This window comes from Photobacterium malacitanum, from assembly GCF_900185615.1.
Lineage (GTDB): Bacteria > Pseudomonadota > Gammaproteobacteria > Enterobacterales > Vibrionaceae > Photobacterium > Photobacterium malacitanum.
Map to the genome: position 1 here is coordinate 39,765 of NZ_FYAK01000015.1, position 26,498 is coordinate 66,262.

27 protein-coding genes and 1 pseudogene are annotated in these 26,498 nt (G+C 40.9%); 19 read left to right on the forward strand and 9 right to left on the reverse strand.

Features of this window, described 5'->3' with window-relative positions; all coding sequences use genetic code 11:
- Nucleotides 1-154 precede the first annotated feature (154 nt).
- From rsfS to lipA, 9 genes are all read left to right on the forward strand, one after another.
- Nucleotides 155-472: a ribosome silencing factor gene (gene rsfS, locus PMAL9190_RS18385; RefSeq protein ID WP_087846633.1), complete on the forward strand. Its 318-nt coding sequence runs from the start codon at nucleotides 155-157 to the stop codon at nucleotides 470-472.
- Between the two features lie 6 nt (nucleotides 473-478).
- Nucleotides 479-949: a 23S rRNA (pseudouridine(1915)-N(3))-methyltransferase RlmH gene (gene rlmH, locus PMAL9190_RS18390; protein WP_087846635.1), complete on the forward strand. Its 471-nt coding sequence runs from the start codon at nucleotides 479-481 to the stop codon at nucleotides 947-949.
- Nucleotides 950-955: 6 nt separating this feature from the next.
- Nucleotides 956-2,911 carry a penicillin-binding protein 2 gene (gene mrdA / locus PMAL9190_RS18395; protein ID WP_087846637.1) on the forward strand — a complete coding sequence of 652 codons (1,956 nt, stop codon included), beginning with the start codon at nucleotides 956-958 and terminating at the stop codon, nucleotides 2,909-2,911.
- A complete protein-coding gene (gene rodA, locus PMAL9190_RS18400) occupies nucleotides 2,911-4,032 on the forward strand; it encodes a rod shape-determining protein RodA (RefSeq protein ID WP_087846639.1) in 1,122 nt (373 codons plus the stop codon). The genes mrdA and rodA overlap by 1 nt, the downstream gene beginning before the upstream one ends.
- A 3-nt stretch (nucleotides 4,033-4,035) precedes the next feature.
- Nucleotides 4,036-4,908: a septal ring lytic transglycosylase RlpA family protein gene (locus tag PMAL9190_RS18405; protein WP_087846641.1), complete on the forward strand. Its 873-nt coding sequence runs from the start codon at nucleotides 4,036-4,038 to the stop codon at nucleotides 4,906-4,908.
- A 229-nt stretch (nucleotides 4,909-5,137) separates the two neighbouring features.
- Entirely contained in the window at nucleotides 5,138-6,310 is a 1,173-nt protein-coding gene (locus PMAL9190_RS18410; protein ID WP_087846643.1) for a serine hydrolase, read from the forward strand.
- Nucleotides 6,311-6,522: 212 nt separating this feature from the next.
- Nucleotides 6,523-6,804 (forward strand): DUF493 family protein YbeD, encoded by a 282-nt coding sequence (gene ybeD / locus PMAL9190_RS18415; protein ID WP_087846645.1) that lies wholly within the window; start codon nucleotides 6,523-6,525, stop codon nucleotides 6,802-6,804.
- 233 nt (nucleotides 6,805-7,037) lie between these two features.
- Nucleotides 7,038-7,688 (forward strand): lipoyl(octanoyl) transferase LipB, encoded by a 651-nt coding sequence (gene lipB / locus PMAL9190_RS18420; RefSeq protein ID WP_087846647.1) that lies wholly within the window; start codon nucleotides 7,038-7,040, stop codon nucleotides 7,686-7,688.
- Complete coding sequence (gene lipA, locus PMAL9190_RS18425) at nucleotides 7,685-8,656, forward strand: lipoyl synthase (protein WP_087821049.1); 972 nt, start codon at nucleotides 7,685-7,687, stop codon at nucleotides 8,654-8,656. Before lipB ends, lipA begins: the two co-directional genes overlap by 4 nt.
- Before the next feature lie 94 nt (nucleotides 8,657-8,750).
- Here lipA and bamC read toward each other — a convergent pair whose 3' ends face one another.
- Nucleotides 8,751-9,761 carry an outer membrane protein assembly factor BamC gene (gene bamC, locus PMAL9190_RS18430; protein ID WP_087846648.1) on the reverse strand — a complete coding sequence of 337 codons (1,011 nt, stop codon included), beginning with the start codon at nucleotides 9,759-9,761 and terminating at the stop codon, nucleotides 8,751-8,753.
- Nucleotides 9,762-9,813: 52 nt separating this feature from the next.
- On the reverse strand, nucleotides 9,814-10,692 hold the full coding sequence (gene dapA / locus PMAL9190_RS18435; RefSeq protein ID WP_087846650.1) for a 4-hydroxy-tetrahydrodipicolinate synthase: 879 nt from the start codon (nucleotides 10,690-10,692) through the stop codon (nucleotides 9,814-9,816).
- A 356-nt stretch (nucleotides 10,693-11,048) separates the two neighbouring features.
- Here dapA and PMAL9190_RS18440 point away from each other — a divergent pair, with 356 nt between their 5' ends.
- Nucleotides 11,049-11,585, forward strand: coding sequence for an ACT domain-containing protein (locus PMAL9190_RS18440; RefSeq protein WP_087846652.1), 537 nt, complete (start codon nucleotides 11,049-11,051; stop codon nucleotides 11,583-11,585).
- A gap of 69 nt (nucleotides 11,586-11,654) precedes the next feature.
- The gene (gene bcp / locus PMAL9190_RS18445) at nucleotides 11,655-12,119 is read left to right on the forward strand and encodes a thioredoxin-dependent thiol peroxidase (protein ID WP_087846654.1); all 465 of its coding nucleotides are present in this window, start codon (nucleotides 11,655-11,657) and stop codon (nucleotides 12,117-12,119) included.
- A 69-nt stretch (nucleotides 12,120-12,188) separates the two neighbouring features.
- On the opposite strand, the gene PMAL9190_RS18450 is transcribed toward bcp, so the two are convergent.
- Together PMAL9190_RS18450 and PMAL9190_RS18455 are read right to left on the reverse strand one after the other, a co-directional pair.
- Entirely contained in the window at nucleotides 12,189-13,259 is a 1,071-nt protein-coding gene (locus tag PMAL9190_RS18450) for an AI-2E family transporter (RefSeq protein ID WP_087846655.1), read from the reverse strand.
- A 3-nt stretch (nucleotides 13,260-13,262) separates the two neighbouring features.
- A complete protein-coding gene (locus PMAL9190_RS18455) occupies nucleotides 13,263-13,517 on the reverse strand; it encodes a sulfurtransferase TusA family protein (RefSeq protein WP_235004388.1) in 255 nt (84 codons plus the stop codon).
- Between the two features lie 160 nt (nucleotides 13,518-13,677).
- Here PMAL9190_RS18455 and bepA point away from each other — a divergent pair, with 160 nt between their 5' ends.
- The 4 genes from bepA to PMAL9190_RS18475 are packed head-to-tail and all read left to right on the forward strand — an operon-like array spanning nucleotide 13,678 to nucleotide 16,551.
- The gene (gene bepA, locus PMAL9190_RS18460) at nucleotides 13,678-15,144 is read left to right on the forward strand and encodes a beta-barrel assembly-enhancing protease (RefSeq protein ID WP_087846656.1); all 1,467 of its coding nucleotides are present in this window, start codon (nucleotides 13,678-13,680) and stop codon (nucleotides 15,142-15,144) included.
- Between the two features lie 27 nt (nucleotides 15,145-15,171).
- Nucleotides 15,172-15,522 (forward strand): arsenate reductase (glutaredoxin), encoded by a 351-nt coding sequence (gene arsC, locus PMAL9190_RS18465; RefSeq protein WP_087846658.1) that lies wholly within the window; start codon nucleotides 15,172-15,174, stop codon nucleotides 15,520-15,522.
- Nucleotides 15,522-16,115: an NAD(P)H:quinone oxidoreductase gene (gene wrbA / locus PMAL9190_RS18470; RefSeq protein ID WP_087846660.1), complete on the forward strand. Its 594-nt coding sequence runs from the start codon at nucleotides 15,522-15,524 to the stop codon at nucleotides 16,113-16,115. The genes arsC and wrbA overlap by 1 nt, the downstream gene beginning before the upstream one ends.
- 13 nt (nucleotides 16,116-16,128) lie before the next feature.
- Nucleotides 16,129-16,551: a DUF2069 domain-containing protein gene (locus tag PMAL9190_RS18475; protein WP_087846662.1), complete on the forward strand. Its 423-nt coding sequence runs from the start codon at nucleotides 16,129-16,131 to the stop codon at nucleotides 16,549-16,551.
- A 101-nt stretch (nucleotides 16,552-16,652) separates the two neighbouring features.
- Here PMAL9190_RS18475 and PMAL9190_RS18480 read toward each other — a convergent pair whose 3' ends face one another.
- Nucleotides 16,653-17,498 (reverse strand): DUF2066 domain-containing protein, encoded by an 846-nt coding sequence (locus PMAL9190_RS18480; protein ID WP_503121366.1) that lies wholly within the window; start codon nucleotides 17,496-17,498, stop codon nucleotides 16,653-16,655.
- Nucleotides 17,484-17,747: pseudogene (locus PMAL9190_RS20550) on the reverse strand (DUF8605 domain-containing protein); the annotation flags it as partial. The pseudogene PMAL9190_RS20550 and the gene PMAL9190_RS18480, both read right to left, overlap by 15 nt.
- A gap of 348 nt (nucleotides 17,748-18,095) precedes the next feature.
- On the opposite strand from PMAL9190_RS20550, the gene PMAL9190_RS18485 reads away from it, so the two are divergent.
- Complete coding sequence (locus tag PMAL9190_RS18485) at nucleotides 18,096-19,349, forward strand: uracil-xanthine permease family protein (RefSeq protein ID WP_087846666.1); 1,254 nt, start codon at nucleotides 18,096-18,098, stop codon at nucleotides 19,347-19,349.
- Nucleotides 19,350-19,445: 96 nt separating this feature from the next.
- Here PMAL9190_RS18485 and upp read toward each other — a convergent pair whose 3' ends face one another.
- Nucleotides 19,446-20,072, reverse strand: a complete 627-nt coding sequence (upp, locus tag PMAL9190_RS18490) for a uracil phosphoribosyltransferase (protein ID WP_045031047.1) — start codon at nucleotides 20,070-20,072, stop codon at nucleotides 19,446-19,448.
- A 198-nt stretch (nucleotides 20,073-20,270) separates the two neighbouring features.
- Here upp and purM point away from each other — a divergent pair, with 198 nt between their 5' ends.
- Both purM and purN read left to right on the forward strand, forming a co-directional pair.
- Nucleotides 20,271-21,311, forward strand: coding sequence for a phosphoribosylformylglycinamidine cyclo-ligase (gene purM / locus PMAL9190_RS18495; protein ID WP_087846668.1), 1,041 nt, complete (start codon nucleotides 20,271-20,273; stop codon nucleotides 21,309-21,311).
- Nucleotides 21,312-21,315: 4 nt separating this feature from the next.
- Nucleotides 21,316-21,957: a phosphoribosylglycinamide formyltransferase gene (purN, locus tag PMAL9190_RS18500; protein ID WP_087846670.1), complete on the forward strand. Its 642-nt coding sequence runs from the start codon at nucleotides 21,316-21,318 to the stop codon at nucleotides 21,955-21,957.
- Nucleotides 21,958-22,035: 78 nt separating this feature from the next.
- Here purN and PMAL9190_RS18505 read toward each other — a convergent pair whose 3' ends face one another.
- Nucleotides 22,036-22,833 carry a class II glutamine amidotransferase gene (locus tag PMAL9190_RS18505; RefSeq protein WP_087846672.1) on the reverse strand — a complete coding sequence of 266 codons (798 nt, stop codon included), beginning with the start codon at nucleotides 22,831-22,833 and terminating at the stop codon, nucleotides 22,036-22,038.
- 89 nt (nucleotides 22,834-22,922) lie between these two features.
- Complete coding sequence (gene lpcA / locus PMAL9190_RS18510) at nucleotides 22,923-23,501, reverse strand: D-sedoheptulose 7-phosphate isomerase (protein ID WP_065169074.1); 579 nt, start codon at nucleotides 23,499-23,501, stop codon at nucleotides 22,923-22,925.
- 518 nt (nucleotides 23,502-24,019) lie between these two features.
- Here lpcA and fadE point away from each other — a divergent pair.
- Entirely contained in the window at nucleotides 24,020-26,473 is a 2,454-nt protein-coding gene (gene fadE / locus PMAL9190_RS18515) for an acyl-CoA dehydrogenase FadE (protein WP_087846674.1), read from the forward strand.
- The last annotated feature ends 25 nt before the right edge of the window (nucleotides 26,474-26,498 follow it).

Genomic DNA, 26,498 nt, shown 5'->3' on the forward strand with positions numbered 1-26,498 from the left:
AATACCGTCTGAACCTTGTCCTCTTATCGCGGTCTGATAAGAGCATGGTATACTGCGGCACAATTCATGGTCAGTATGTCTATTTGACATTACCGATGCTACTTATAGCGTCATTCGGCCACTACTATACTAACACTCAAGTGAGGGAATCCCTTTGCAGGTACAAGAACTACACGATTTCATTGTTGATAAAATTGACGACATTAAAGCACAAGATATCGTAACTATTGATGTTCGCGGTAAATCAAGCATCACCGATTTTATGGTTATCTGTACTGGTACATCTAACCGTCACGTGGCATCTATTGCTGATCACGTAAACAAAGAAACTAAATTAGTTGATTTTCCTCCATTCGGCATCAGTGGCGAAAAAGAAGGTCAATGGGTTATCGTGGATATGGGTAATGTTATGCTGCATATCATGCAAGAAGATGCACGTGAACTATACCAACTGGAGAAGCTTTGGAGCTAATTGATCATGAAGCTTCAACTGATTGCTGTTGGTACTAAAATGCCAAAATGGGTTGAGGAGGGTTATAAAGAATATAGCCGCCGCTTCCCCAAAGATATGCCACTGGAATTAATTGAAATTCCAGCAGGAAAGCGTGGCAAAAACGCTGATATTGCTCGCATTCTGCAAAAAGAAGGCGAAGCAATGTTAGCTGCAGTTGCGAAAGGCAACCGCATTGTCACACTGGATATTCCCGGTAAACGCTGGGATACCGGACAATTGGCACAACAATTGGATGCATGGAAACTAGATGGCCGCGATGTATCAATTTTGATCGGCGGACCTGAAGGACTTTCTCCTGCATGTAAAGCAGCGGCAGAACAAAGCTGGTCATTATCACCACTCACGCTACCACACCCATTAGTGCGTGTGGTAATGGCTGAAAGCTTATACCGTGCATGGAGTGTCACGGCTAACCATCCGTACCACAGGGAATAATCATCAATGAGACAAAAGCGAACCCAGATCCGCGATCATCGCGCTGAGTCGGCATTGTTTTTTCGTCGAGCTCTTGTCTCATTTATTGGCATCGCCATACTTGTAGGCTTGCTACTATTCAACCTGTTTCATATTCAAGTTGAACAGCATCAGGACTATCAAACCCGCTCCAATGATAACCGTATTAAAATTGTCCCTGTATCCCCTAATCGCGGCTTAATTTACGACCGTAACGGGGTGATATTAGCTGAAAATAGACCTATCTACAGCCTTGAAATTACACTAGAAAAAGTCTCTGAACTTGATCAAACTTTTGCAGATCTGAAACAGATCATGGGCATTACTGATGAAGACATTGCTAATTTCCAAAAAGAACGTCGTCGTACTCGTCGTTTTAAATCAGTGCCGATCCTTGATCACCTCAATGAAAAACAAGTGGCACTGTTTTCGGTTAATCAACATCGGCTTCCCGGTGTTGAAGTTAAAGCACACCTAAAACGTTATTATCCATATGGTGATACTTTAACCCATGTACTTGGTTACGTGGCTAAAATTAACGATCGTGACCTTAAAAAGCTAGATAAAGCAGGACAGCTCAGTAATTACAAAGCGACTCGAGATATCGGTAAGCTCGGTCTTGAACGTTATTATGAAGAGCTGTTACACGGCACATCAGGCTATCAAGAAGTTGAAGTTAATAGTCGCGGCCGTGTTATTCGCACTTTAAAATATATTCCGCCGATTCCTGGTAAAGATATCAAGATCAATATTGATATTAAGCTTCAGCAATATGTTCAAAACTTATTAACTGAACGTAAAATTGATCCTGAAACTGGCAAAGAGATCATTAAGCACAAACGCGGCTCAATTGTAGTGTTAGATCCTAAAGATGATGCGATTTTAGCTATGGTCTCAAGCCCAAGTTATGATCCCAATTTATTTGTGCGCGGCATCTCCAGTAAAAAATACAACGCATTATTAAATAACCCTGATCGACCATTGGTTAACCGCGTTACGCTTGGCATTTATCCGCCAGCATCAACGGTTAAGCCCTTAATTGCTGTTGCAGCATTAACCGAAGGCGTTATTACACCTAACACCACCCGTAATGATCCCGGTTGGTGGCAAATTCCTAATTCAACCAGTCGTAAATTCCGTGACTGGTTACGTTGGGGTCACGGCCGAGTCAATATCTATAAAGCGATTGAAGAGTCTGTCGATACTTACTTCTATCAAGTTGCCTATGACATGGGTATTGATCGACTATCAACGTGGATGAATAAATTTGGTTATGGTGAATACACCGGCATTGATATTCACGAAGAAAGTAAAGCTAATATGCCAACCCGTGAATGGAAACAAGCACGCCATAAGCGCCCTTGGTATCAAGGCGATACTATTCCTGTTGGAATTGGACAAGGGTATTGGACTGCGACACCATTACAAATAGCCAAAGCAACCTCAGTGTTAGTCAACAATGGCATTGTTCATCGCCCACATCTACTTAAAAATATTATTGATAACAAAGTAGAAGCACCGGCTGAATTTGAAAACTTTCCACCGATCACAGGTGTAACCCCTCAAACGTGGGAAATCGCCCGCGAAGGTATGCACCGAGTATTATATGGTAGCCGTGGTACTGCACGTAAAGCATTTTACGATACTCCTTATCAAGCAGGTGGTAAGTCAGGCTCTGCGCAAGTCTTTGGTTTAGCTGAAAACCAAAAATACGATGCCGATGAACTTGAAGAGCATTTACGAGACCATGCACTCTTTACTGCTTTTGCACCATTTGAAAAACCTCAAGTTGTGGTTGCTATGGTACTAGAAAATGCCGGTGGTGGTTCAAGTAATGGCGGACCGATTGCACGCCAAATCTTTGATCATATGTTGATAGAATCTCCTGCCAACATACCGTCACCAGTAGTGTCACCAATAAAAGCAACCGCAGAGGTACGTTAATGAGCATCATGGCAACAACGGGCCAAAAGCCAACACTAAGTGATCGCTTACATATCGATATTCCGTTGTTATTAGGCTTACTCGCTATCATGAGTTTCTCATTAGTGATCATGTACAGTGCCAGTGGCCAAAGTATGCCGATGATGGAACGCCAAGCGATAAGAATGGGATTATCGCTTGGGGTAATGTTGTTATTAGCACAAATAGCACCGCGTCACTATGAGGCATGGGCACCGTATTTATTTGGTATCGGCTTAGTAATGTTAATTAGTGTGCTTTCATTTGGAGAAGTCTCTAAAGGTGCACAACGGTGGCTTAATTTAGGCTTTATTCGTTTTCAGCCATCAGAACTGATAAAACTAGCGGTACCGTTAATGGTGGCACGTTTTATTGGTAATCGCCCGCTCCCCCCCGCTTTTCGACATATTTTTATTGCATTAGTGATGATTTTCACCCCTACCATCCTAATTGCTAAGCAACCTGATCTTGGTACATCCATTCTGATCGCCGCATCGGGGATATTTGTTCTGTTTCTGTCAGGAATTAGCTGGCGAGTGATAATTGGTGCATTGGTATTACTCGGTGCCTTTATTCCTGTGTTATGGTTCTTTCTGATGCATGACTATCAACGCACAAGAGTAATGACCTTATTTAATCCTGAGTCAGACCCTCTTGGTGCGGGATATCATATTATTCAATCAAAGATAGCTATTGGTTCAGGAGGAATCACTGGTAAAGGCTGGCTCCATGGTACCCAATCACAATTAGAGTTTGTTCCTGAGCGTAATACTGACTTCATTTTCGCGGTGATTGCCGAGGAGTGGGGATTAGCAGGTGTTATTGGTTTATTAGCAATGTATTTATTTGTGCTTGGACGTGGATTGTTACTAGCAAGCCGTGCTCAAACTGCATTTGGGCGAATGATGGCGGGCAGTATCGTACTCAGCTTCTTTGTTTATATTTTTGTTAATATCGGAATGGTAAGTGGATTATTGCCTGTTGTAGGTGTTCCGCTTCCCTTAGTCAGTTATGGTGGTACCTCAATGGTTACTCTTATGGCTGGTTTTGGTATTCTGATGTCTATTCACACTCATCGAAAAATGTTGTCTAAGGCGACCTAATAAATGCGTTCACTATTTGTAATTTTTTTCCTGATCCTTGCTGGGTGTAGTTCTTCGCCTGAACAAACCCAACAGCCACAAACGAAGCCAAATACAACCACTAAGCCAGCTCAAGTCGCGAAACCTAATACCGATGACCCTAATGCTGGACGCTATTCCCTTAAAGATGATCGTGCCCCTAAGGTTGTTCCTGATTTTTCAAAAGTAAAATTAATTACCCCTCACTACGAACCTTATAGTCGTGGTGGTAATAAAGACTATACTCTACGCGGCAAACGCTACCATATTATAAAAAATCCTAAAGGCTATACTGAAACAGGATTTGCTTCATGGTATGGCGAAAAATTTCATGGTCATAAAACCGCTAATGGTGAAGTGTATAATATGTTTGCAATGACAGCAGCGCATAAAACCTTACCGTTACCAAGTTTCGTGCGTGTAACCAATACCCTTAATCATAAATCAGTGATTGTGCGAGTTAATGATCGTGGCCCATTCCATGATGGCCGTATTATTGATTTAAGTATGGCTGCTGCATCTAAATTAGGTGTGATCAGCTATGGTACTGCCCCAGTAAAAATTGAAGTAATAACAGTACCAAAACCATCAACTAAAGCGGAAATAAAAAAAGCACCGATTCCTATTCAGTATTTTATTCAACTAGCGGCGGTTAATAACCAACAAAAAGCGGATCAGATGCAGCGTGAAGTAAAACAACATTACAGCACCAGTGTTGATGTTGAAAAGATCGCGGACAGGGCTATTTTTCGCGTTCGCTTAGGTCCATTTTTAGATCATAAAGATGCTGAAATATTGCTCAAGCAAGTAAAAAACAAGCATTACCCGCAAGCATTTATGATCACTGAAAAACGCTAAGTGACCCTTATCATTATTTTGTAATCATACTAAAAGCCTATAGTTTATTGCTTAAACAATGCAACTATAGGCTTTTTATTGTCCTTAGCTATAACACCCTCACCTCTACTAAAGTTTATTTCTCAATGTCAGAACTGTGGAAACTTCCGTTCAAGCACTGATTGCCTATGTGTTATCTGTTATAGTGAGCCCACTTTTTCGCCACAGATTAATTAAAGTTAGATATATCATGAAAAAAACCGCTGTGCTTTTCCGTTCTGTAGCCATCTCTGCCACTCTGTTAGCTTCAGCTACTGTTGCTGCATCCCCAGCAGTAGTACCTGAAGCTCCACAAATTGCGGCTAAAGGTTATATTCTTGTTGACTACAACTCAGGCAAAATCATTGCTGGTCATAACCAAAATGAAAAATTAGCGCCTGCCAGTCTAACTAAAATAATGACCAGCTATGTTATTGGTCAAGAAATTAAAAATGGCAATATTTCTCCTGATGACAATGTCGTTATCAGTAAAAATGCATGGGCTAAAAACTTCCCAGGATCATCAAAGATGTTCTTAGAAGTGGGTAAAACAGTTAAAGTCTCTGATTTAAATCGCGGTATTATTGTTGATTCTGGTAATGATGCTTGTGTTGCCATGGCTGAGCATATTGCTGGCTCACAACAATCTTTTGTTGAGCTAATGAATAGCTGGGCAAAAAACCTAGGTATGAAGTCAACCCACTTTACTAATGTGCATGGCCTCGATAACCCAAATTTATACACGACACCTTATGATCTTTCTGTTCTTACACGGGCATTAATTCATGATCTGCCAAATGAATTTAAGATCTATGATGAAAAATCATTCACCTATAACGGTATCACCCAATATAACCGTAACGGTTTATTATGGGATCAAAGCATGCATGTTGATGGCTTAAAAACTGGCCATACTGACAATGCTGGTTACAGCTTGGTGAGCACGGCAACAGAAGGCAACATGCGCCTTATTTCCGTAGTAATGGGTACAGCAAGTAAACATGCTCGCCTTGCAGAAAGTAAAAAGTTATTAACCTATGGCTTTCGCTTCTTCACCACACTAACACCGTATAAAAAAGATCAAACCTTTGTGACAGAAAAAGTCTGGATGGGTAATGCTGACAAGGTTGATCTGGGTGTTAATGAAAATACTTATGTCACCATCCCTCGTAGCCAAGTGAAAGACTTAAAAGCAAGCTTCGTGTTAACTAAAGAGCTTAAAGCACCAATAAAAAAAGGTGAAGTGATGGGTACGTTGTATTACCGCATAGGTGATAAAGATATCGCCCAATACCCATTAGTTGCATTGACAGAAGTAAAACAAGGCAGCTTCTTCAGCCGCTTAGTTGATTATGTTGAAATGCTTATCCAGAGCTGGTTTTAAGCTATTGTAATAACATCCACCAACCTAAATAAACAAGCTGCCAACAAGCAGCTTGTTTAGGTTTACAAGCCTGCATACACATTTTCCAATAACCAAGATAATCACAACCTTGTTTTCCAGCTACTGACGCATTAAGATGCCTGCATATTACCGTGATTTGTGATCTATACCACGGTGTAAAACCAGAAAAACTCGAACCTTGGAGTTCTATTATGCAAGATTTAAATAAAGAGCAACCAAAACTTAAAGATTTACTTGAATTCCCTTGTAGCTTTGCCTTTAAAGTTATGGGTGAGAATAAACCAGAATTGGCTGATCTTGTTGTTGAAGTTATTCAAAAAACAATTCCTGGCGATTACGTTCCAACGACAAAGCCAAGCAGCAAAGGGACTTATACCGCAGTCTCTGTAACTGTTAACGCAACCAATGTTGAACAAATTGAAACGCTATACAAAGAACTTGGCGCTATCGATATTGTGCGTGTTGTACTATAACAACCCGATGCTACAGCCAATGGCGACTATCTCTTAGTCGCCATTTTTTTATATTTCATTTTCATCATCACTGCCCTTTTCTACTCTTTTATATACCCACAATATTATTGTCAAATATATTAATAATAAGTGAATAACTGGTTAATCATGCATCTTTTAACAGTTTAGGTATAATAGCTCAGTTCACAGCCATTCAATGGCGCTTTGCGTTATATCAATAAATAGGCACAAATTTGCAAACTTCTCTTATTATTAGAAATCTGGGCCGTTGTGATTATCAAGCTACCTTTGATGCTATGCATCAGTTCACTAACGACCGCACCGACATGTCTGCCGATGAAGTATGGTTGGTTGAGCATCACCCGGTTTTTACTCAAGGCCAAGCTGGAAAAATAGAACACCTGCTCAATACCGGTGATATTCCAGTGGTGCAAAGTGATCGTGGTGGCCAAGTAACCTATCATGGTCCTGGTCAGCAAGTTGCTTATATATTGATTAATTTACGCAGAAAAAAACTCAGTGTTCGTGACTTAGTCAGCCACATCGAAAACACAGTTATTAATACCTTATCTCAATTTGGGATTACATCTAATGCTCGCCCTGATGCTCCTGGTGTGTATGTCGACAATCGCAAGATATGCTCATTAGGATTACGGATCAGGCGCGGCTGCTCTTTTCATGGTCTGGCACTTAATATAAATATGGACTTGGCCCCCTTTGAGCGAATTAACCCGTGTGGTTACGCTGGAATGGAAATGACGCAAACTGCGTTATTAAATGGCCCCAATGAACTGATGGAAGTTCAGCCGGTACTCATTGAAGAATTAACAAAATTACTCGACTACTCACACGTCGAGTGGATGACGGAAAGCAATCAACTATGAGCAAACCAATTAAAATTGAACAAGGCGTTAAATACCGCGATGCTGATAAAATGGCATTGATTCCGGTGCGTAATGTTGCCCAAGAAGAAGCACCCAAAGAGGTGCTACGTAAACCTTCATGGATGAAAATAAAACTGCCATCTGACAGTAAGCGCATTCAAGAAATTAAGTCTGCGCTGCGCAAAAACAATCTCCACTCTGTATGTGAAGAAGCCTCTTGTCCAAACTTAGCTGAATGTTTTAATCATGGCACAGCTACTTTTATGATTTTAGGTGCTATTTGTACTCGCCGCTGTCCATTTTGCGATGTTGCTCATGGTCGTCCATTACCACCCAACGCAGAAGAACCAAGTCATCTAGCGCAAACCATTGCCGACATGAAACTACGTTATGTGGTTGTCACTTCTGTCGATCGTGATGACTTACGTGATGGTGGTGCTCAACATTTTGTTGATTGCATTAATGATATTCGCGCTAAAAGCCCTCAAATTCACATTGAAACCTTAGTGCCTGATTTCCGTGGTCGTATGGATCGTGCATTAGATATTTTCCGTGATACTGCACCTGATGTATTTAACCATAACCTTGAAACAGCTCCTCGTTTATACCGTAAAGCTCGCCCTGGGGCTAATTACCAATGGTCGCTAGATCTGTTAAAGAAATTTAAAGAGATTCACCCAACTGTACCGACAAAATCAGGCGTAATGATGGGGTTAGGTGAAACAAAAGAAGAGATCATTCAAGTATTAAAAGACCTTCGCGCTCACGGTGTCACCATGCTAACGCTCGGTCAATACTTAGCACCAAGTCGCCACCATTTGCCGGTTGAACGCTACGTGCCACCAGAAGAGTTCGACGAATTAAAACAAATTGCACTTGATCTTGGCTTTACACATGCCGCTTGTGGTCCATTTGTACGTTCTTCTTACCATGCAGATTTACAAGCCCAAGGTGTTGAAATTAAATAATGAGTTAATAATTGATTAGTTATTAATTTCCAATAAAAAAACCGCTTTAGTGATTCACTAAAGCGGTTTTTTAATAACCAAAGTAACAAATTAGTTATTTAGCAAAAGCAGCACCAAATACGGGAGCAATTGAGTTTAATACTGACTCTGTTACTGGCTTACCATCATTATCAGTAATATTTAATGAAGTACGGTTACCGAGATCACCCACCAAAATACGATACTTATCATTGGTTAAGTTCATTGGCTTGGTGCCAAGCTTAGTCCAAAATGCATCATCTGGTTGACGGTATTTAACATCGATCAAACCTTGTGAGCGATTACGATCTTCAACCGTAAAGCCCAGTTTTTGCAACATAACAGGTAAACGTTCCCACATATCATCATAAGGAGCGCGGGCAATAATAATCGGCAAACCACTACGATCCGTACCCATCATAATAGGCACGTTTTTCAATTGCTCAGCGGCAGCAATACGTGCTTGCTCACGAACCATATTATCGTATTTCGCCATCACTAAATTGGTCATTAAAATGCTATAGCGGCGCTTATTATCAGCACTAACAGGCTTAACTTTACCGTCTTCACGCCAATCAGTTAATGTAATACGGTAACTGTTGATGTTCGGTGATTTTTCAATCGAATAGCGGCTACTGATCTTGGTATCTTCGTCTTCATTAGTCCAAGAAACCCAATCAGTATCTATACGATCAGCACTTTGTTTTACAATACCGACTTTATTATCAGCAATTAGCTGCTGAGTCACACGCCAGATCTTCATTAACTCATTTGATGACGGCATAAACAAGGTTACGCCTTGACCATCAATTGCTGAAGTGACACCAGGGATCAACTCTAGTACCTGCAGCGGTGGACGAATATCAACCTTAGTACCAACTTCTCCCTTATAAACACGTTGTGGGATAGTGTAATTAGTATTACTAAAAGGTTGAGCACCTGCTGGCAACGTCCAACTTTCAAGTGCTGGCGTATCAAGATAATTAAAATCTTGCGCTGCCTGGCGGCGACTATCTGCACCACTAGAACATGCTGTTATGCTTGTCACTACGACAGCGGCTAATGCTAGCCGGTATTTATAATTCATTTATGCTCCTGCGCTCCTTGATTGTTACAATCACTCAATTAATGGCAATGTATTACAATACGTTAGCTTCAATAAGTGCTTGTTTAACAATAGGCTGCTGTGATTCGCTTAAAACAGTAAGCGGAAGTCGTAAGTTATCGTGTTCAATTAATCCCATCTGGTGAGCGGCCCATTTCACAGGAATTGGATTCGCTTCAACAAACAGTTTGGTATGTAATGGCATCAAGCGTTGGTTTATTTCTTGGGCTGCTTCAATATTACCATCTAAAGCTAAATCAAACATTGTTGCCATCTCTGCTGCAGCAATATTCGCGGTAACAGAAATAACCCCATGACCACCTTCTGCAACAAAATCAACAGCTGTCGCATCATCACCGCTTAGTTGGATAAAATCTGCGCCACAAAGTTCCCGTGTTTTTTTGACGCGCGTAATATCACCTGTTGCGTCTTTAATACCAATAATATTGTCAAGCTTCGCTAATCGCGCCACGGTTTCAGGCTGTAAATCAACCGCAGTACGACCTGGCACATTGTATAAAATTTGTGGAATATCGGTCGCTGCTGCAATCGCTTTATAATGCTGATATAAACCTTCTTGTGTCGGTTTATTATAGTACGGTGTCACACTTAGGCAGGCCGCAATGCCCGTCCCAGAAAACAATTTAGTTATCGTTACTGCTTCATGGGTTGCATTAGCACCGGTACCAGCGATAACAGGCACGCGTCCATCAACGTATTCTAAGGTTTTTAAAACAACTTTAACTTGCTCATCAACGGTTAATGTTGTCGACTCTCCCGTTGTTCCAACCGAAATAATCGCCTTGGTGCCCGCGTCAATATGGTAATCAACTAGCTTCTGTAGGCCGATGTAATCAACTTCACCTGAAGAATCAAATGGTGTCAATAATGCAACCATGCTTCCTGAAAACATATTTGTCTCCCTTTGTTATATATCGTAACGATTCAAAGCTAACAACATTAACAACCAATCAATAAGAATGGTTACGGTATATAGCTAGTTTTAAGTCATGGTACTTTTGCATGACTATAAACTCAAGCAAAGGGTGACTGAAAACCGTTAACTGGCACGCTTTATCGTATTCCTTTTAAAGTTGTTGTTAATGTTTAACGTTTCTAACACCAAAAACAAATCTTTTTGAGCGATTACTATTGCTAACCATACAATTATAATAAAAAACTTTGTGATTATTGATCCTAATTTGCGCTCTTTTGAATAATCACTCTGTGCTAACATGCTAATAATGATCACGAAAAATGGCGCTAAATATGGAACATTATCTCGTAATAACAGCAGTAGGTACTGATCGTCCAGGTATCACCGATGAGCTCACTCATCTTGTCGCGCACAGTGGCTGTAATATCATTGATAGTCGAATTGCTCTTTTTGGCTCTGAATTTACCTTGATTATGCTGCTTTCTGGCAATAGCAATGCCATCTCTAGAATTGAATCAACATTGCCTCTTAAAGGCCAAGAGCATGATTTAATCACGGTGATGAAACGCACCAATAAACATATTGCCCGTTTCTTTCCATATACGGCTGATTTTCACATTGAAGCCAAAGATAGCCCTGGGCTGATAAAACATTTCACCCATTTTATGGCCAGTCGAACAATTGATATATCAACCTTAAGTGCCAATACCATTGAAAGTGGCCATGCTGATATCGATAATCAATTAGTGTTGCAAATCAGCACCAATTTACCCGAAGATTGTAATTTAGTCAGTCTACAAGAAGAATATGAAGCACTTTGTGAGCAATTAAACGCACATGGTACGGTTAATTTTATTGGCCACCATTAATCGTCCATTCCACAAAGTTCGATCTAACAACACCTGTTATTATCTTAAACTTATTAAAAGGACAGCTGCATGAATACTCTAACAGCAGGAATGCTCGCCCCGACTTTTACTTTGCTTAATCAAGATGACCAACCCGTCAGTTTAACTGACTTCAACGGTAAAAAAGTACTGGTTTATTTCTATCCTAAAGCAATGACCCCTGGCTGTACGGTTCAAGCTTGTGGCTTACGCGATAGTAAAGCAGAACTAGATGCACATAACGTGGTTGTATTAGGTATCAGTATTGATCCAGTTAAGCGGTTACCTAAATTTATTGAGCGCGATAACCTTAACTTCACGTTATTATCTGATGAAGATCATGCTGTTGCAGATCAATTTGGCGTCTGGGGCGAGAAAAAGTTCATGGGGAAAATTTATGATGGTCTACACCGCATCAGTTTTCTAATTGATGAGCATGGCAACATTGAGCACGTGTTTAATAAATTTAAAACCAAAGATCACCACCAAGTGGTATTGGATTATCTCAACCAATAACCTCTCACACCATAACAGCAAAAAAGGCCATTAGCGGCCTTTTTGTTTAGCGATGAGTCATGGTAAAAATCAGTAATTCACTGGCGGCACAGTGTCTTTCATCACTAATGCTCCCCATACTGCTTTGACGAGGGTAGCTAATGGAATCGCAAAAAATACCCCCCAGAATCCCCACAGCCCACCGAACACTAACACTGCAACAATAATGGCCACAGGATGCAGATTAACCGCTTCAGAAAACAGTATCGGCACTAATACATTACCATCTAAAATTTGCACAATACCGTAAGCGACTAATAACCACCAAAAGTCAGGTGTCCAGCCCCATTGAAATAAAGCAACCATTGCAACGGGTACTGTAACTGCAGCGGCACCGATATAAGGTATTAATACCGATAAACCAACCAATACCCCCAACAGTACCGCATATTGAAGTCCCATAACCGCAAAAACGATATAACTTGCGATACCAACAATAAATATCTCAATCACTTTACCGCGAATATAATTAGAGATTTGCTGGTTCATTTCAGCACTAACCTTAGTGGCTAAACGCCGATTTTTAGGTAGCACTCCAATAAATGACCGCAAAATAGTGTCTTTATCTTTAAGTAAAAAGAAAATTAATAACGGCACCAGGATCAAATACACCCCTAATGTCGCTAAACTAACTAATGATGATAATGAGCCTTTAACAACACTGCCACCTACTGCCAGTACTTTTTCACGTAAAGTATCAGTAAATACTGTGACTTGATGTGCTTGAACAAAATCAGGATAACGCTCAGGCAAACTGGAAACGTAGCTCTGCAAATCATTAAACATTTTTGGCACATCAGCACTTAAATTAGTAATTTGATGCCAAATCGTCGGCACTAAACCTAATAATGCTAAGATCATTAATCCTGCAAAAACTATTAATACAATCGCAACAGCAAGTGTTCGCGGTAGCCCCAACTGAGCCAAACGTGCCACTGGCGATTCAAGTAAATAAGCCAAAACGATTGCGACTAATAGCGGTGTAATTAACCCTCCAAAGAAATATAAGGTTAAAAATGCCCCCGCTAGAATGATCATTAAACTCACAGCATGAGGATCAGAGAATCGGCGTTGATACCAACTTTTTAACATATCCAACATGCGTTACTGTCCTTTTTTCACAATAATCACCAACTGATCAACCGCTTCAGCCTGTATATCAATAGTAAATCCATTATTTTGTAAATAACGAAAAATATCCGTTTTTGCACTGGGTTGTGAAACTCTAATCACCAATTTTTGAGTTGGCGATAAGTCTCTACAGCTTCGCTTCACCATCAATAATGCTAACGGGCAACGGTAGGCCATAAGATCAAGAGTGAGGATTTCCATTCCAATAGAGTGACAGTGATTATCCATTGTCGTATTGTAACCTTAACCGCAAGGAATAAGCGAGATAACCACAAACGAATATCACGATAGCGAACCTAAGTTTAAATTCGCTGTCATAACAACGCGACAGGTTATCGATAATTATTCGTTATCCTATATTAATCGACATGGTGGTTGTATTATTAATATGTTTCAATTAGCTAAAGCGCCAAGGTCTATTTTACTGGCCGCCTTGCTCACTACAAGTTTATCAGCCGGTGCTAGTAATACCATATTACTGCCTGATATCGGTACCACTGCGGCATCGACACTAACGATTGATAAAGAAATCCAATACGGCGATATGTATATGCGCATGATGCGTGCCAGTCGTCCTATTATTAACGATCCCGTTTTATCTGAATATATTCAAGACCTTGGACATAAATTAGTCGCTAATGCCGATGGTGTTAAAACGCCGTTTAACTTTTTCTTGATCCAAAATTATGACATTAATGCCTTTGCCTTATTTGGTGGTAATATTGGCGTTCATTCAGGGCTCTTTCTGCACGCTAAAACAGAAAGTGAATTAGCCTCTGTGCTTGCCCATGAAATTGCTCACGTCACTCAACGACACCTTGCGCGAACTTTAGAAGATCAGGCCCAAAAAAATCCCGCCACAATGGCAGCCTTGATAGGCTCACTATTATTAGTCGTTGCAGCACCAGAAGCTGGTATGGCAGCATTACACACCACCACCGCAGTATCGATGCAAGGAATGCTCAATCACACCCGTAGCAATGAAAAAGAAGCCGATCGAATTGGTATTGCCACGCTAGCCAAAGCCGGATTTAATCCTCAAGCAATGCCCCACTTTTTTGGGCGTTTAGCTGAAAAATATCGCTATACCACGACGCTCCCCCCCATGCTACTTAGCCATCCATTACCTGAATCACGTATCACCGACAGTCGCATGCGAGCCAATAATTATTCAGCCGTAAAATTGCCACCGTCAGAACGTTACTTATTAGCAAAATCACGGATTGTGGCGCGTAACCTAGGTTTTAGTCAAACATCAGCGCTTAACTGGTTTAATACAGAGCTCAAAAAAGCGCCGGCAAACCAACGCAAAGAACTCAATTATGGTAAAGCATTGGTGTACCTTGATAACGGTCAATATGCCAAAGCACAACAATTATTGATGCCATTACTCACCACTGAGCCTAATAATTTATTTTATATCGATGCCATGACTGATATCGATTTGTATCAAAAGCATTATGATAAAGCGATTACACGCTTAGAAAAAGCATTGCAATATCAACCAGAAAGTACTGTTTTACAACTTAATTTAGCCAATGTATTGTTAGAAGCTAAACGTTATAAACACAGTCTCAATATACTTACTCGCTATACTTATCAGCACGCAAATGATAGCAATGGTTGGGCGTTATTAGCCCAAAATTATGCCAAACAAAACCAACGTGCGGGTGAGCTTGCCGCGATGGGAGAATTAGCCGCATTACGTGCTCAATGGAAACTTGCAATTAGTAACTATACGCAAGCGGCTCAACAAGCACCACTAGGTTCGCTCGATCAAGCTCGTTATGATGCACGGTTAGATCAATTGCGTATTCAACAAGCGCAATTTGAAGCATTACGTTCTTCTTTTTAACGTTCACAAATTTAACAAGGAATCATGATGACAGTTTCTATTTACCACAACCCTCGTTGTTCAAAAAGTCGTGAAACACTCGCATTACTCACTGAACGTGGAATTAATCCAACTATAATTAAATACTTAGACATACCACTAACAGTTGAGCAACTACAACAACTCTACCGTCAATTAGGCTACAACACGGTACGTGAAATGATGCGCACTAAAGAACAACAATACCAAGAGTTGCAACTGAGCGATCCAAGCTTAACTGATCTGGCTTTATTTGAAGCAATGGTATCGCACCCTAAATTACTTGAACGACCAATCGTGGTTAATAATGATAAAGCAGCAATGGGTCGCCCACCTGAGCACGTGTTGGATATTTTATAATGATTAAAATCTTAGTACTTTATTACAGCCAGCATGGTAATACTCGTCAATTAGCGCGCCATATAGGCCGTGGTATTGAACAAATTGATAGCTGTGAAGCAGTACTAAGAACCGTTGCCGACATATCAACAGTAGCAGCAACGACTCCCAATGCCGCTATAAACCAAACAACTGATCCCATTGTTAACCACCATGATCTTAGCCAATGCGCAGCCATAGCAATGGGAAGCCCAGTTCGGTTTGGTAATATGGCTGCGCCACTGAAGCATTTTTTAGACACGACCAGCACGGAATGGTTATCGGGAACCTTGATTGGTAAGCCAGCTTGCGTATTTACATCATCGTCAACGCTACACGGCGGCCAAGAAACTACGCTACAATCAATGATGTTACCCTTATTGCATCATGGCATGTTATTGGTAGGGATCCCCTATTCTGAGCCTTTATTACACACCACCAGCCATGGTGGAACACCTTATGGCGCATCACATGTTAATCATGGCACTAACAAACAGCTCCACGCTGATGAAATAGTACTTGCTCAAGCTATTGGCCGACGTTTAGCGACGATTGCATGTAAATTAAGTGGCTAAAAAGGATCATTTCATGCCCAAAATGCAACCTTTAACCTATTTTGCACGTCAATCTGCACTATTGTGTCATTGCGGTTTAATTCTTTTTGTTGGCGCATGGCAATTATTACTGTCTCCTCACTTACACTTCTCTGCCACTGTTATTGCTCTGGTATGGATAGCACCACTATTATTGCCCTTTGCCGGTATGGTCGCCGCTAAACCTTATACCCATGCATGGGCAAACTTTATTTTAATGTTTTATTTTATCCATGCCGCAACCCTTATAACGATTAATGAGGGTGAACGCAGTCTCGCAGTAATCGAGCTTATATTGGTAACGTTTTGCTTTATCAGTAATATTCTCTTTTCCCGTTTACGCGCCAAAGAATTGGGAATTAAATTAAAACGCTTATCACAAGTTGAACGTGAAGAGCACGCCCGTTATCACGACTAACCTTTACTCATTTAAACAGCTATAAAAAAGCCTGAGTACATAAATACTCAGGCTTTTTTGCACTTATCAGCACTATCGATTCAATTTAGGTCAGAATGAAATTAACTATTCCAATCATAAACATTTTGTGGCGATACCGTTAATGGTGTCACTGATGATGGTGTTGTTGCAGTAATCGCTGATGCTGTCGTTGTAGCACTTGTCGGTGCCACGGCGGGTGTTGGTACCGAATCAGCTGCAAAAGCTACCCCGGATTGAGCCTGACTCACTTGGTTATCATGGCTGATCTCTTGACGGAATGCCTGCTCTGAACCTTGAAGATTCAATTGAAAAATAACACTATTACCTTTAATTCGCATCGCATTAGCACTGCCCACGGTAGTTAAGTTATTCAGCATTTTCTCTAGAGCAAAAAAGTCTTCTGTTGACTGAATATTATCAACTTCAATATTAACCTTACCACCAGCAACACCACCTAATACCACGGCATACTTATTGGCTAAATAATCCGTGACTTTATTGATCATCTGCGTCGATGTTTGTGCCAATGTACCAGATGCAGTCCCCGTTATAGGTTGCGTGTCTGCTGTTGCAATTTTACTTGGTTGTTGGGGATAAAATTGCCAATTTAGGCTTACCGTACCATCAGGTTGTTGCTGTGCTTTAACCAATAACAAGCCATTGGCATGATAACGATGACTTGCCGCTGCGATTGGATCAATAAAGTTACCCCACAGATCTGACACATTAACTGCCGTTGCATCTGTTATATCACCAACAGGAAATGTTAATGGTAATCCACGGCTATCTGCTGCTTGTTTAGTATCATTAACTAATGCGTTAGTTGATTGATCCCACAAAATATTACGTTGCTGACCATCGCTATCAACCATCCATACTAAAATATTAGGACGTTGATCTTTCCAAATACTGGCTTTTGATTGCATCAATAACTGTTTGATCTGATTTTTATCAAAGCTTAGATCAAGCGCACGTTGACCATCAATTTGGCTATAACCGAATTGGCTTATATAACGACCACTGTTAGTAATTGCGGCCTTAATTGCTGGATTATTAAGAATATCAGTATTGCCTGATATTTTTACCAACACATTCGCCAGCCCTTGCTCACGCGCGGCTTGATCAGCTTGTTGATCGCTTCCAATCAAAGCAACCTGGGTTTGATAAAGATCATTTACCGTCGCAGCGCGTACTGGCAATGCCAATACCGCTAAAAATAATAATGCAAATCGCAACATAGTAAGACTCATGGTTAATTCAAAAAATAGACCTAGTAAGACAGACAACAGGTTTTATCATTGGTGCCGTATCATAGCGCACAGTTTGTAAATTTCATTCGACAATTTCGACAATATAATTTTATAACTCACATTTTTGACTGTGAGATAATGATTGTCATGCAAATAAAGCGCCACTCGTTCTAAATTTAAACGATCACAAGTATATTTTGACTTTTATTCATATAGGCTACCGTTTGCTTACATGCTAGGATTGCGCGATTTTTTTACTTAGGAATACATATCATGATGCAGGTTCTTCAAGGTGCGCAAATGCTATTTGTCGCCTTTGGTGCATTGGTGCTAGTGCCATTACTCACCGGTTTAGATCCCAATGTCGCTTTATTCGGCGCAGGTGCTGGTACTCTTTTATTTCAGGTCGTAACTAAACGCTCTGTCCCTATTTTTCTGGCCTCATCTTTCGCTTTTATTGCTCCAATGATGTATGGCATTCAAACATGGGGAGTTGCTAGCACCATGGGTGGCCTAATGATGGCGGGGGTGGTCTATGTGATCATGGGCGGCATCATTAAAGTACGTGGGGTTGGTTTTATTCATCGTCTATTGCCACCGGTTGTCGTTGGCCCTGTGATTATGGTTATCGGTTTAGGGCTAGCGCCCGCCGCCGTTAATATGGCGGTCGGTAAAACGGGTGGTGGTGATGTTCAATTAATTGCTCACGATACCGCATTATGGATCTCTGCTGTTTCTCTTACCGTAACCATTATTTTAAGTGTGTTCGCTAAAGGTATTTTAAAATTAATCCCAATTGTCGGTGGTATTACTGCAGGCTACATTACTAGCCTTGGATTTGGGGTTATTGATTTTACACCAGTCATCCAAGCAAGTTGGCTTGCAGTACCAAACTTTACTCTACCTGAATTCAATATCAATGCGGTGCTATTTATGATCCCGGTTGCGATTGCGCCGGCAGTCGAACATGTGGGTGATATTTTAGCGATTTCAAATGTGACAGGTAAAGATTACCTTAAAAAGCCAGGACTACATCGCACTATGGCTGGCGATGGTATTGCCACCATGGCAGCATCACTTATTGGTGCACCACCCAATACGACTTATTCAGAAGTCACTGGGGCAGTAATGCTAACCAAAGCGTTTAATCCTGTGATTATGACTTGGGCTGCTGTTACCGCTATCGTATTGGCTTTTGTGGGTAAACTTGGTGCGGTATTACAAACCATTCCTGTTCCCGTGATGGGCGGCATTATGATTTTATTATTTGGTTCCATTGCTACCGTTGGCCTAAATACACTAATCAAAAATCAAATTGATTTACATAAAGCCCGCAATCTAGTGATCGTTGCAGTAACTTTGGTGTTTGGTATCGGTGGTATGGCGTTTGGTATTGGTGAGTTTAGCTTACAAGGTATCAGTTTATGTGGCATCGTTGCGATCTTACTAAATCTTATTCTTCCGCAAGATTTAGGTGAAAACAATGTGGTTGATAATGCTCAAATTGAAGATACCGAACATTTGTAATTATCACGATAATTTATTGCCAATCACAACTAATAGTTAAAAAAAAACCGGACTCACTTAGTCCGGTTTTTATATCAGCTATAAACAATAAAATTATTATTTAGTACCGAAAATCTTATCGCCTGCATCACCAAGGCCAGGAACAATATAGCCTTTGTCGTTTAGCTTCTCATCAATAGCTGCTGTGTATAGCTCTACATCAGGATGGGCTTTTTCTAATGCTGCAATACCTTCAGGGGCAGCAACAAGTACCAATACTTTAAATTGCGTACAGCCATGCTCTTTTAATAAATCAAGCGTTGCGATCATTGAACCGCCAGTTGCTAACATTGGATCAACAACCAATGCAATACGCTCATCGATATGTGACGCTAATTTATTAAAGTATGGTACTGGCTCTAACGTTTCTTCATCACGGTAGATACCAACAACACTAATACGTGCACTTGGCATATGCTCTAATACACCATCCATCATGCCTAAACCAGCACGAAGAATAGGTACTACCGTCACTTTTTTACCCTTTAGCTGATCAATCTCAACTGGACCATTCCAACCTTCGATCATCACTTTTTCTGTTTCGAAGTCTGAAGTCGCTTCATACGTTAATAGGCTACCAACTTCGGTTGCCAATTCACGAAAACGCTTAGTGCTGATATCACCTTCACGCATAAGACCGATCTTATGTTTAACCAGTGGGTGTTTCACCTCAACGACTTTCATCTTGACTCCTGGGAACTAAATTATAAAAAATAAAAAATCGCACTATTATATACCATGCCAATCGATTGCCGATAGTATCAAATGTTTAATTACCTGAAATTTTATCGCGCAACAAATTAACGCAAACGTTTGCTCTAATGTAATGACTGCTGTTATCATACGCTGGTTTTTTACTTTAATACGTTTGAGGGATCATCTGTGAGCAACAAAAACTCTTCTCTTAGTTACAAAGATGCTGGTGTTGATATTGATGCTGGTAATGCATTAGTTGACCGTATTAAAGGCGTAGTTAAGCGCACTCACCGCCCTGAAGTGATGGGTGGCATTGGTGGTTTTGGTGCCTTATGTGCACTTCCTACCAAATACAAAGAGCCGGTTTTAGTCTCTGGTACTGATGGTGTCGGCACCAAACTTCGCCTAGCGATGGATCTGAAACAACACGATACTATTGGTATTGATTTGGTTGCAATGTGTGTAAACGATCTGATTGTACAAGGTGCTGAGCCTTTATTTTTCCTAGATTATTACGCAACAGGTAAACTTGATATTGATACAGCAGCAAGTGTTGTTGCTGGTATTGGTGAAGGGTGTATTCAATCTGGCTGTGCATTAATTGGTGGTGAAACCGCTGAAATGCCAGGTATGTATCATGGCGAAGATTACGATGTTGCCGGTTTCTGTGTTGGTGTCGTTGAAAAAGCTGACATCATTGATGGCTCAAAAGTCACTGCAGGCGATGCCCTTATCGCTGTCGGCTCAAGTGGTCCACACTCAAATGGTTACTCATTAGTACGTAAGATTCTAGAGGTTTCTCAAGCCGATCTTGATCAAGACCTTGATGGTAAAAAACTGTCTGAGCACTTATTAACTCCAACTAAGATTTATGTAAAATCAGCCCTGAAAATGATTGAAAGCTGTGATGTTCACGCGATCTCTCATATTACTGGTGGTGGTTTCTGGGAAAATATTCCACGCGTATTACCCCAAGGTACTAAAGCGGTTGTTGATGGTAACAGCTGGCAATGGCCGACAATTTTTAACTGGCTACAACAAGCAGGTAATGTCGATACTTACGAAATGTACCGTACATTCAACTGCGGTGTTGGATTAGTGATTGCACTTCCACAAGCTCAAGCAGCACTTGCGATTGAAATTTTACAAGCAGAAGGCGAAAATGCATGGCTACTTGGTGAAATTGCAACAGCAGCAGCTGGCGAAGAGCAAGTAGAGATAAAGTAAGTCCATGCATAATATCGTTGTCTTAATCTCAGGAAATGGCAGTAACTTACAAGCCATTATTGATGGCTGTAGTAACGGCATTATCAACAATAGCCAGGTTGCTGCTGTGATCTCAAATAAAGCCAATGCTTATGGTCTTAAACGCGCTCAACGTGCCAATATAGATAATCTTTGTGTGGCTGCAACAGATTACGCTAATCGGCAAGATTACGATCAAGCACTGATAGAAAAAATAGATGCTTATCAGCCTGATGTGATTATTCTTGCCGGTTTTATGCGGATCTTATCAGCGAATTTTGTCAATCATTATCAAGGAAGAATGCTGAATATCCATCCTTCTTTACTGCCTAAATATTCGGGATTAAATACTCACCAACGCGCTATAGATGCAGGTGATAAAGAACATGGCACCAGTGTCCATTTCGTTACCGAACAACTTGATGGCGGGCCGGTTATTTTACAAGCTAAAGTTCCTATTTTTGCAGAAGATAGTGTCGATGACGTAATAGAACGTGTTCAACAACAAGAACATAAAATCTATCCTTTGGTCACACAGTGGCTACTGAGTCAACGACTGTCAATGCAAAATGGTTATGCCGTACTCGATGGCAACAGACTGCCACCACAAGGCTATGCTGCACAATAAACACTTAATCTAATGATATAAAAAAGGCGATCTCATTGAGATCGCCTTTTTATTATCTTCTGTAAATACTGCTTACTGTTAGCAAGTACTAACATCGGTTGAGATAGCGTCATAAACTGTCTCACCGAAATGGAACACGCGAAACTCGCCTGTTGCCATCTTCTGCCAATTTTCATCATTAGTTAACGGCTGAGTCGCAATCACAGTGACGATATCATTAGCCGTTGTTTCACGTTGAAAATCAATAGTGACATCTTCGTCAATTAATGATGCTTTACCAAATGGCGCACGACGAGTGATCCAATGTAAATTATTGGTACAATAAGTTAGCACATACTCACCATTGCTCAGTAGCATGTTATACACACCTAATTGACGCAATGTATTACAACACTCGGCAAAGTAATCAAACACAGGCGTCATATCAGCCGGTAATTCCGGAAAACGAATTTCTAACTGATTCATTAACCAACAAAATGCCGTCTCACTGTCAGTATCACCAACAGCTTGATTACGTCCCGTTGCTAGTTGCTCATAACCTGTCAATTGACCATTATGCGCAAAAGTCCAATAATTACCCCATAACTCACGTGTAAAAGGATGAGTATTTTCTAAGCTCACTCCACCACGATTAGCCTGACGAATATGACTTACTACAGCACGACTTTTAATTGGATATTGTTGCACCAACTCAGCAATACGTGATTGGCAACTCGGGTTAGGATCCTTAAAGGTTCGAAATCCTTTACCTTCATAAAAAGTAATTCCCCAGCCATCACGATGAGGGCCAGTATTCCCTCCTCGTTGCATCAAGCCAGTAAAGCTAAAACAAATATCTGTTGGCACATTGGCACTCATGCCTAATAATTCACACATTTTTATTTCTGCTCTTTACGCTGAATCATGCTCATTTAAATATTAATAATCGCTATTATTACTTTCTTAATCAGTAATAATATATACGATTATTTTTCCATTTCTTTTTCAACTAACATAATTAAAATATGAATGATTTTAATATGTATTTCCTGAATGCGATCCGCATAACCAAAATGTGGTACTCGAATTTCCACATCGGCTAAGCCTGCCATTTTGCCACCATCTTTACCGGTTAAGGCAATGGTTTTCATTCCTTTCGCTTGCGCAGCTTCAATAGCTTTAAGGATATTCGCCGAATTGCCTGACGTTGAAAGCCCAAACAACACATCACCTTTCGCGCCCACAGCTTCTAAATAACGTGAAAATACATATTCATAGCCAAAATCATTACTCACACAAGATAGGTGACTTGGATCTGAAATAGCAATTCCAGGGTAACCTGGACGATCATCACGATAGCGGCCAGTTAGCTCCTCGGCAAAATGCATAGCATCACAATGAGAACCACCATTACCACATGATAAGACTTTCCCACCTTGTTTAAATGAATCGGCTAATAATTTAGCTGCGGCTTCAATATCAGCCAAATTTTTATCATCACTTAAAAAACGGTTAAGGACGTCAGCGGCATCAGTTAATTCGCTGCGGATCAGATCTTTATACATAAGCTGCTCTCTCACTATTTCCCATAAATACAAATTTGGTAAACAAGCTGTTCACTTGATACTGCAATACATCATAAATCGCAGTTTACAGACAAATAACTTCCAGTGTCGACTCTTGATGTGGTGCTATGTCGGAATTAACCACTAAAACTGACTCTAATGACAAAATTTGAAGGCTTAATGTAAATATTTTCAGCAACGTTCATCACCATATCGTGTAGTACATACGACATTGCATCGTAAGTTATAACTTCACAATCATTTAAAACCACGCGCTGTAAAAACATCATCTTGATATTGCTATCACCGCCTGCACCACATATTTACAATAAAATATTTTACATTAATTTAATAATTATCTTACAATAAACAAAAGGTAGTGGTTAGACCTCATACCTTTTATCGACCATAATCTACACAACCGTAGCACAATGTTATCTCTTAAAAGTTTCAATCGACACTGCAATGAAATTTTTACTGCTATTTACAATGCTGCTATATGATTACGGAGAATCGCTATGCCTACATTTATATACTTAGTCAGCTTTATCTGTATGGTTGTCATCCTCGCTTATCACCGTGTATCACGTCCTATTTTTACAGCGATGATTGCAGTACTATTGGGCGTCGGTACTCTGTTCAATATTATCGGTATCGTGAGCTGGTTCATTTTTACTATCATTGCATTAGTAATAAATATTGCCCCGTTCCGTAAAAAACTACTCACAGCCCATGCACTCAATAGTTTCAAAAAAGTCATGCCCCAAATGTCTCAAACAGAACAAGAAGCCATTGATGCCGGTACGGTATGGTGGGAGGCAGATCTCTTTAGTGGTAAACCCGATTGGAACAAATTACATGCTATTCAGCCTCCAACGCTCACCGCTGCCGAGCAAGCTTTTTTAGATGGCCCTGTCAATGATGTTTGTCGCATGGTAAATGACTTTCAAGTCACCCACGATCTTGCCGATTTACCCCCAGAGGTATGGCAGCAACTCAAGCAACATAAATTCTTTGCGATGATCATCAAAAAACAATATGGTGGCTTAGAGTTTTCGGCTTATGCACAATCATTAGTATTACAAAAACTTACAGGCGTTTCTGCGGTATTGTCATCGACTGTCGGCGTACCAAATTCATTAGGCCCCGGTGAATTACTGCAACACTATGGTACCGAAGCCCAAAAAAATTATTATTTACCCCGTTTAGCCGCAGGTACTGAAATACCTTGTTTTGCACTTACCAGTCCTGAAGCAGGATCTGATGCAGGTTCAATTCCAGATTTTGGTGTTGTTAAACAAGGCTTATGGCAAGGCGAAGAAGTGCTCGGTATGGAGTTAACTTGGAATAAACGCTATATCACTTTAGCGCCAGTCGCTACCGTATTAGGATTAGCATTTAAGCTTTTCGATCCCGACCACTTACTCGGTGATAACAAAGATCTTGGTATCACCTGCGCCTTGATTCCAACCGATGTTGATGGGGTCGAGATTGGTCGACGTCACTTTCCACTCAATATTCCCTTTCAAAATGGCCCGACTCGTGGTGAAAAAATATTTGTTCCTATCGATTTTATCATTGGCGGTCAAGCAATGGCTGGTCAAGGCTGGCGCATGTTGGTTGAGTGTCTCTCCGTTGGACGTGGAATCACCCTGCCCTCTAACGCAACTGGCGGCTTAAAAAACGCTGCAATGGCAACCGGTGCTTATGCTCGTATTCGACGTCAGTTTAAGTTACCGATAGGTAAAATGGAGGGTATTGAAGAGCCTCTAGCACGTATTGTTGGTAATGCATATGTCCTTGATGCTGCAGCGACGATGACCGTTACTGGCATTGATTTAGGCCAAAAGCCCGCGGTTATCTCAGCCATTGTAAAATACCACTGCACCCATCGCAGCCAACGCGGCATCATTGATGCGATGGATATCGCTGGCGGTAAGGGTATTTGTATGGGACCACGTAATTTTCTTGCTCGAGGCTATCAAGGGGCACCTATCGCTGTCACTGTTGAAGGTGCAAATATTCTCACGCGTTCAATGATCATCTTTGGCCAAGGTGCAATTCGCTGTCATCCTTATGTCCTTGATGAAATCAATGCGGCTTATAACGATCATCCCCACCATGCCATTGATCAATTTGATCGCGCTTTGTTTAGTCATATCGGCTTTGTGATCAGCAACATGAGCCGTAGTTTATGGCTAGGACTCACTGATGGCCGTGGCTCATTTGCGCCATATAAAGATGAGACTCAACGCTACTATCAACAGATGAACCGCTACAGTGCTAACTTAGCATTATTAGCTGATATCTCAATGGTCACTCTTGGCGGTTCACTTAAACGTAAGGAACGCCTATCTGCTCGGCTCGGTGATGTACTAAGTCAATTATATTTAGCCTCAGCAACATTAAAACGTTATGCAGATGATGGTCAGCAGCCGCAAGATATCGCCCTTATCCATTGGGGACTTCAAGATACCCTTTATCAAACTGAAGTCGCTATTGATGATTTTTTAGCTAATTTTCCCAATAAAGCGATTGCTTACGGATTACGATTACTGATATTACCAACGGGTTTGCAGCGTCGAAAACCCGCCGATGAGCTTGATCATCAACTTGCAGGTTTAATTCAAACGCCATCAGCAACACGAGATCGCATTGGTCGTGGCTTATTTTTAGAACCAACAGCGAATAATACCGTCGGTATGATGGAAGTCGCGCTACGTGATATTCTCGCCGCTGAGCCTATTTATGATCGTGTCTGCCAAGCAGCAAATACACAATTACCTTTCATGCAATTAGGTAAAGTAGCGGCAATAGGATTAGAGCTCGAAGTTATCACCACAGAGGAAGCAGAATTACTTCATCGAGCAGAAGCTGGACGGTTATACACCATTAATGTTGATGACTTTGACCCACAACATTTAGCAGCTAACCCACGCCAAGCAACATCACAAATAAATAGCGCCGCTTAACTTATCCAACATACTAATAATCAAC

Excerpts from the sequence above, each read along its gene's own strand:
- PMAL9190_RS18485 (WP_087846666.1), top strand. The coding sequence starts at position 18,096 with ATGATGCAGGTTCTTCAAGGTGCGCAAATGCTATTTGTCGCCTTTGGT.
- bcp (WP_087846654.1), top strand. The coding sequence starts at position 11,655 with ATGAATACTCTAACAGCAGGAATGCTCGCCCCGACTTTTACTTTGCTT.
- ybeD (WP_087846645.1), top strand. The coding sequence starts at position 6,523 with ATGCAAGATTTAAATAAAGAGCAACCAAAACTTAAAGATTTACTTGAA.
- bepA (WP_087846656.1), top strand. The coding sequence starts at position 13,678 with ATGTTTCAATTAGCTAAAGCGCCAAGGTCTATTTTACTGGCCGCCTTG.
- lipA (WP_087821049.1), top strand. The coding sequence starts at position 7,685 with ATGAGCAAACCAATTAAAATTGAACAAGGCGTTAAATACCGCGATGCT.
- lpcA (WP_065169074.1), bottom strand. The coding sequence starts at position 23,501 with ATGTATAAAGATCTGATCCGCAGCGAATTAACTGATGCCGCTGACGTC.
- wrbA (WP_087846660.1), top strand. The coding sequence starts at position 15,522 with ATGATTAAAATCTTAGTACTTTATTACAGCCAGCATGGTAATACTCGT.
- PMAL9190_RS18505 (WP_087846672.1), bottom strand. The coding sequence starts at position 22,833 with ATGTGTGAATTATTAGGCATGAGTGCCAATGTGCCAACAGATATTTGT.
- mrdA (WP_087846637.1), top strand. The coding sequence starts at position 956 with ATGAGACAAAAGCGAACCCAGATCCGCGATCATCGCGCTGAGTCGGCA.
- rodA (WP_087846639.1), top strand. The coding sequence starts at position 2,911 with ATGAGCATCATGGCAACAACGGGCCAAAAGCCAACACTAAGTGATCGC.
- fadE (WP_087846674.1), top strand. The coding sequence starts at position 24,020 with ATGCCTACATTTATATACTTAGTCAGCTTTATCTGTATGGTTGTCATC.
- PMAL9190_RS18405 (WP_087846641.1), top strand. The coding sequence starts at position 4,036 with ATGCGTTCACTATTTGTAATTTTTTTCCTGATCCTTGCTGGGTGTAGT.
- bamC (WP_087846648.1), bottom strand. The coding sequence starts at position 9,761 with ATGAATTATAAATACCGGCTAGCATTAGCCGCTGTCGTAGTGACAAGC.
- rlmH (WP_087846635.1), top strand. The coding sequence starts at position 479 with ATGAAGCTTCAACTGATTGCTGTTGGTACTAAAATGCCAAAATGGGTT.
- purN (WP_087846670.1), top strand. The coding sequence starts at position 21,316 with ATGCATAATATCGTTGTCTTAATCTCAGGAAATGGCAGTAACTTACAA.
- dapA (WP_087846650.1), bottom strand. The coding sequence starts at position 10,692 with ATGTTTTCAGGAAGCATGGTTGCATTATTGACACCATTTGATTCTTCA.
- PMAL9190_RS18475 (WP_087846662.1), top strand. The coding sequence starts at position 16,129 with ATGCCCAAAATGCAACCTTTAACCTATTTTGCACGTCAATCTGCACTA.
- PMAL9190_RS18480 (WP_503121366.1), bottom strand. The coding sequence starts at position 17,498 with ATGCAATCAAAAGCCAGTATTTGGAAAGATCAACGTCCTAATATTTTA.
- arsC (WP_087846658.1), top strand. The coding sequence starts at position 15,172 with ATGACAGTTTCTATTTACCACAACCCTCGTTGTTCAAAAAGTCGTGAA.
- PMAL9190_RS18410 (WP_087846643.1), top strand. The coding sequence starts at position 5,138 with ATGAAAAAAACCGCTGTGCTTTTCCGTTCTGTAGCCATCTCTGCCACT.
- PMAL9190_RS18440 (WP_087846652.1), top strand. The coding sequence starts at position 11,049 with ATGGAACATTATCTCGTAATAACAGCAGTAGGTACTGATCGTCCAGGT.
- PMAL9190_RS18455 (WP_235004388.1), bottom strand. The coding sequence starts at position 13,517 with ATGGATAATCACTGTCACTCTATTGGAATGGAAATCCTCACTCTTGAT.
- PMAL9190_RS18450 (WP_087846655.1), bottom strand. The coding sequence starts at position 13,259 with ATGTTGGATATGTTAAAAAGTTGGTATCAACGCCGATTCTCTGATCCT.
- upp (WP_045031047.1), bottom strand. The coding sequence starts at position 20,072 with ATGAAAGTCGTTGAGGTGAAACACCCACTGGTTAAACATAAGATCGGT.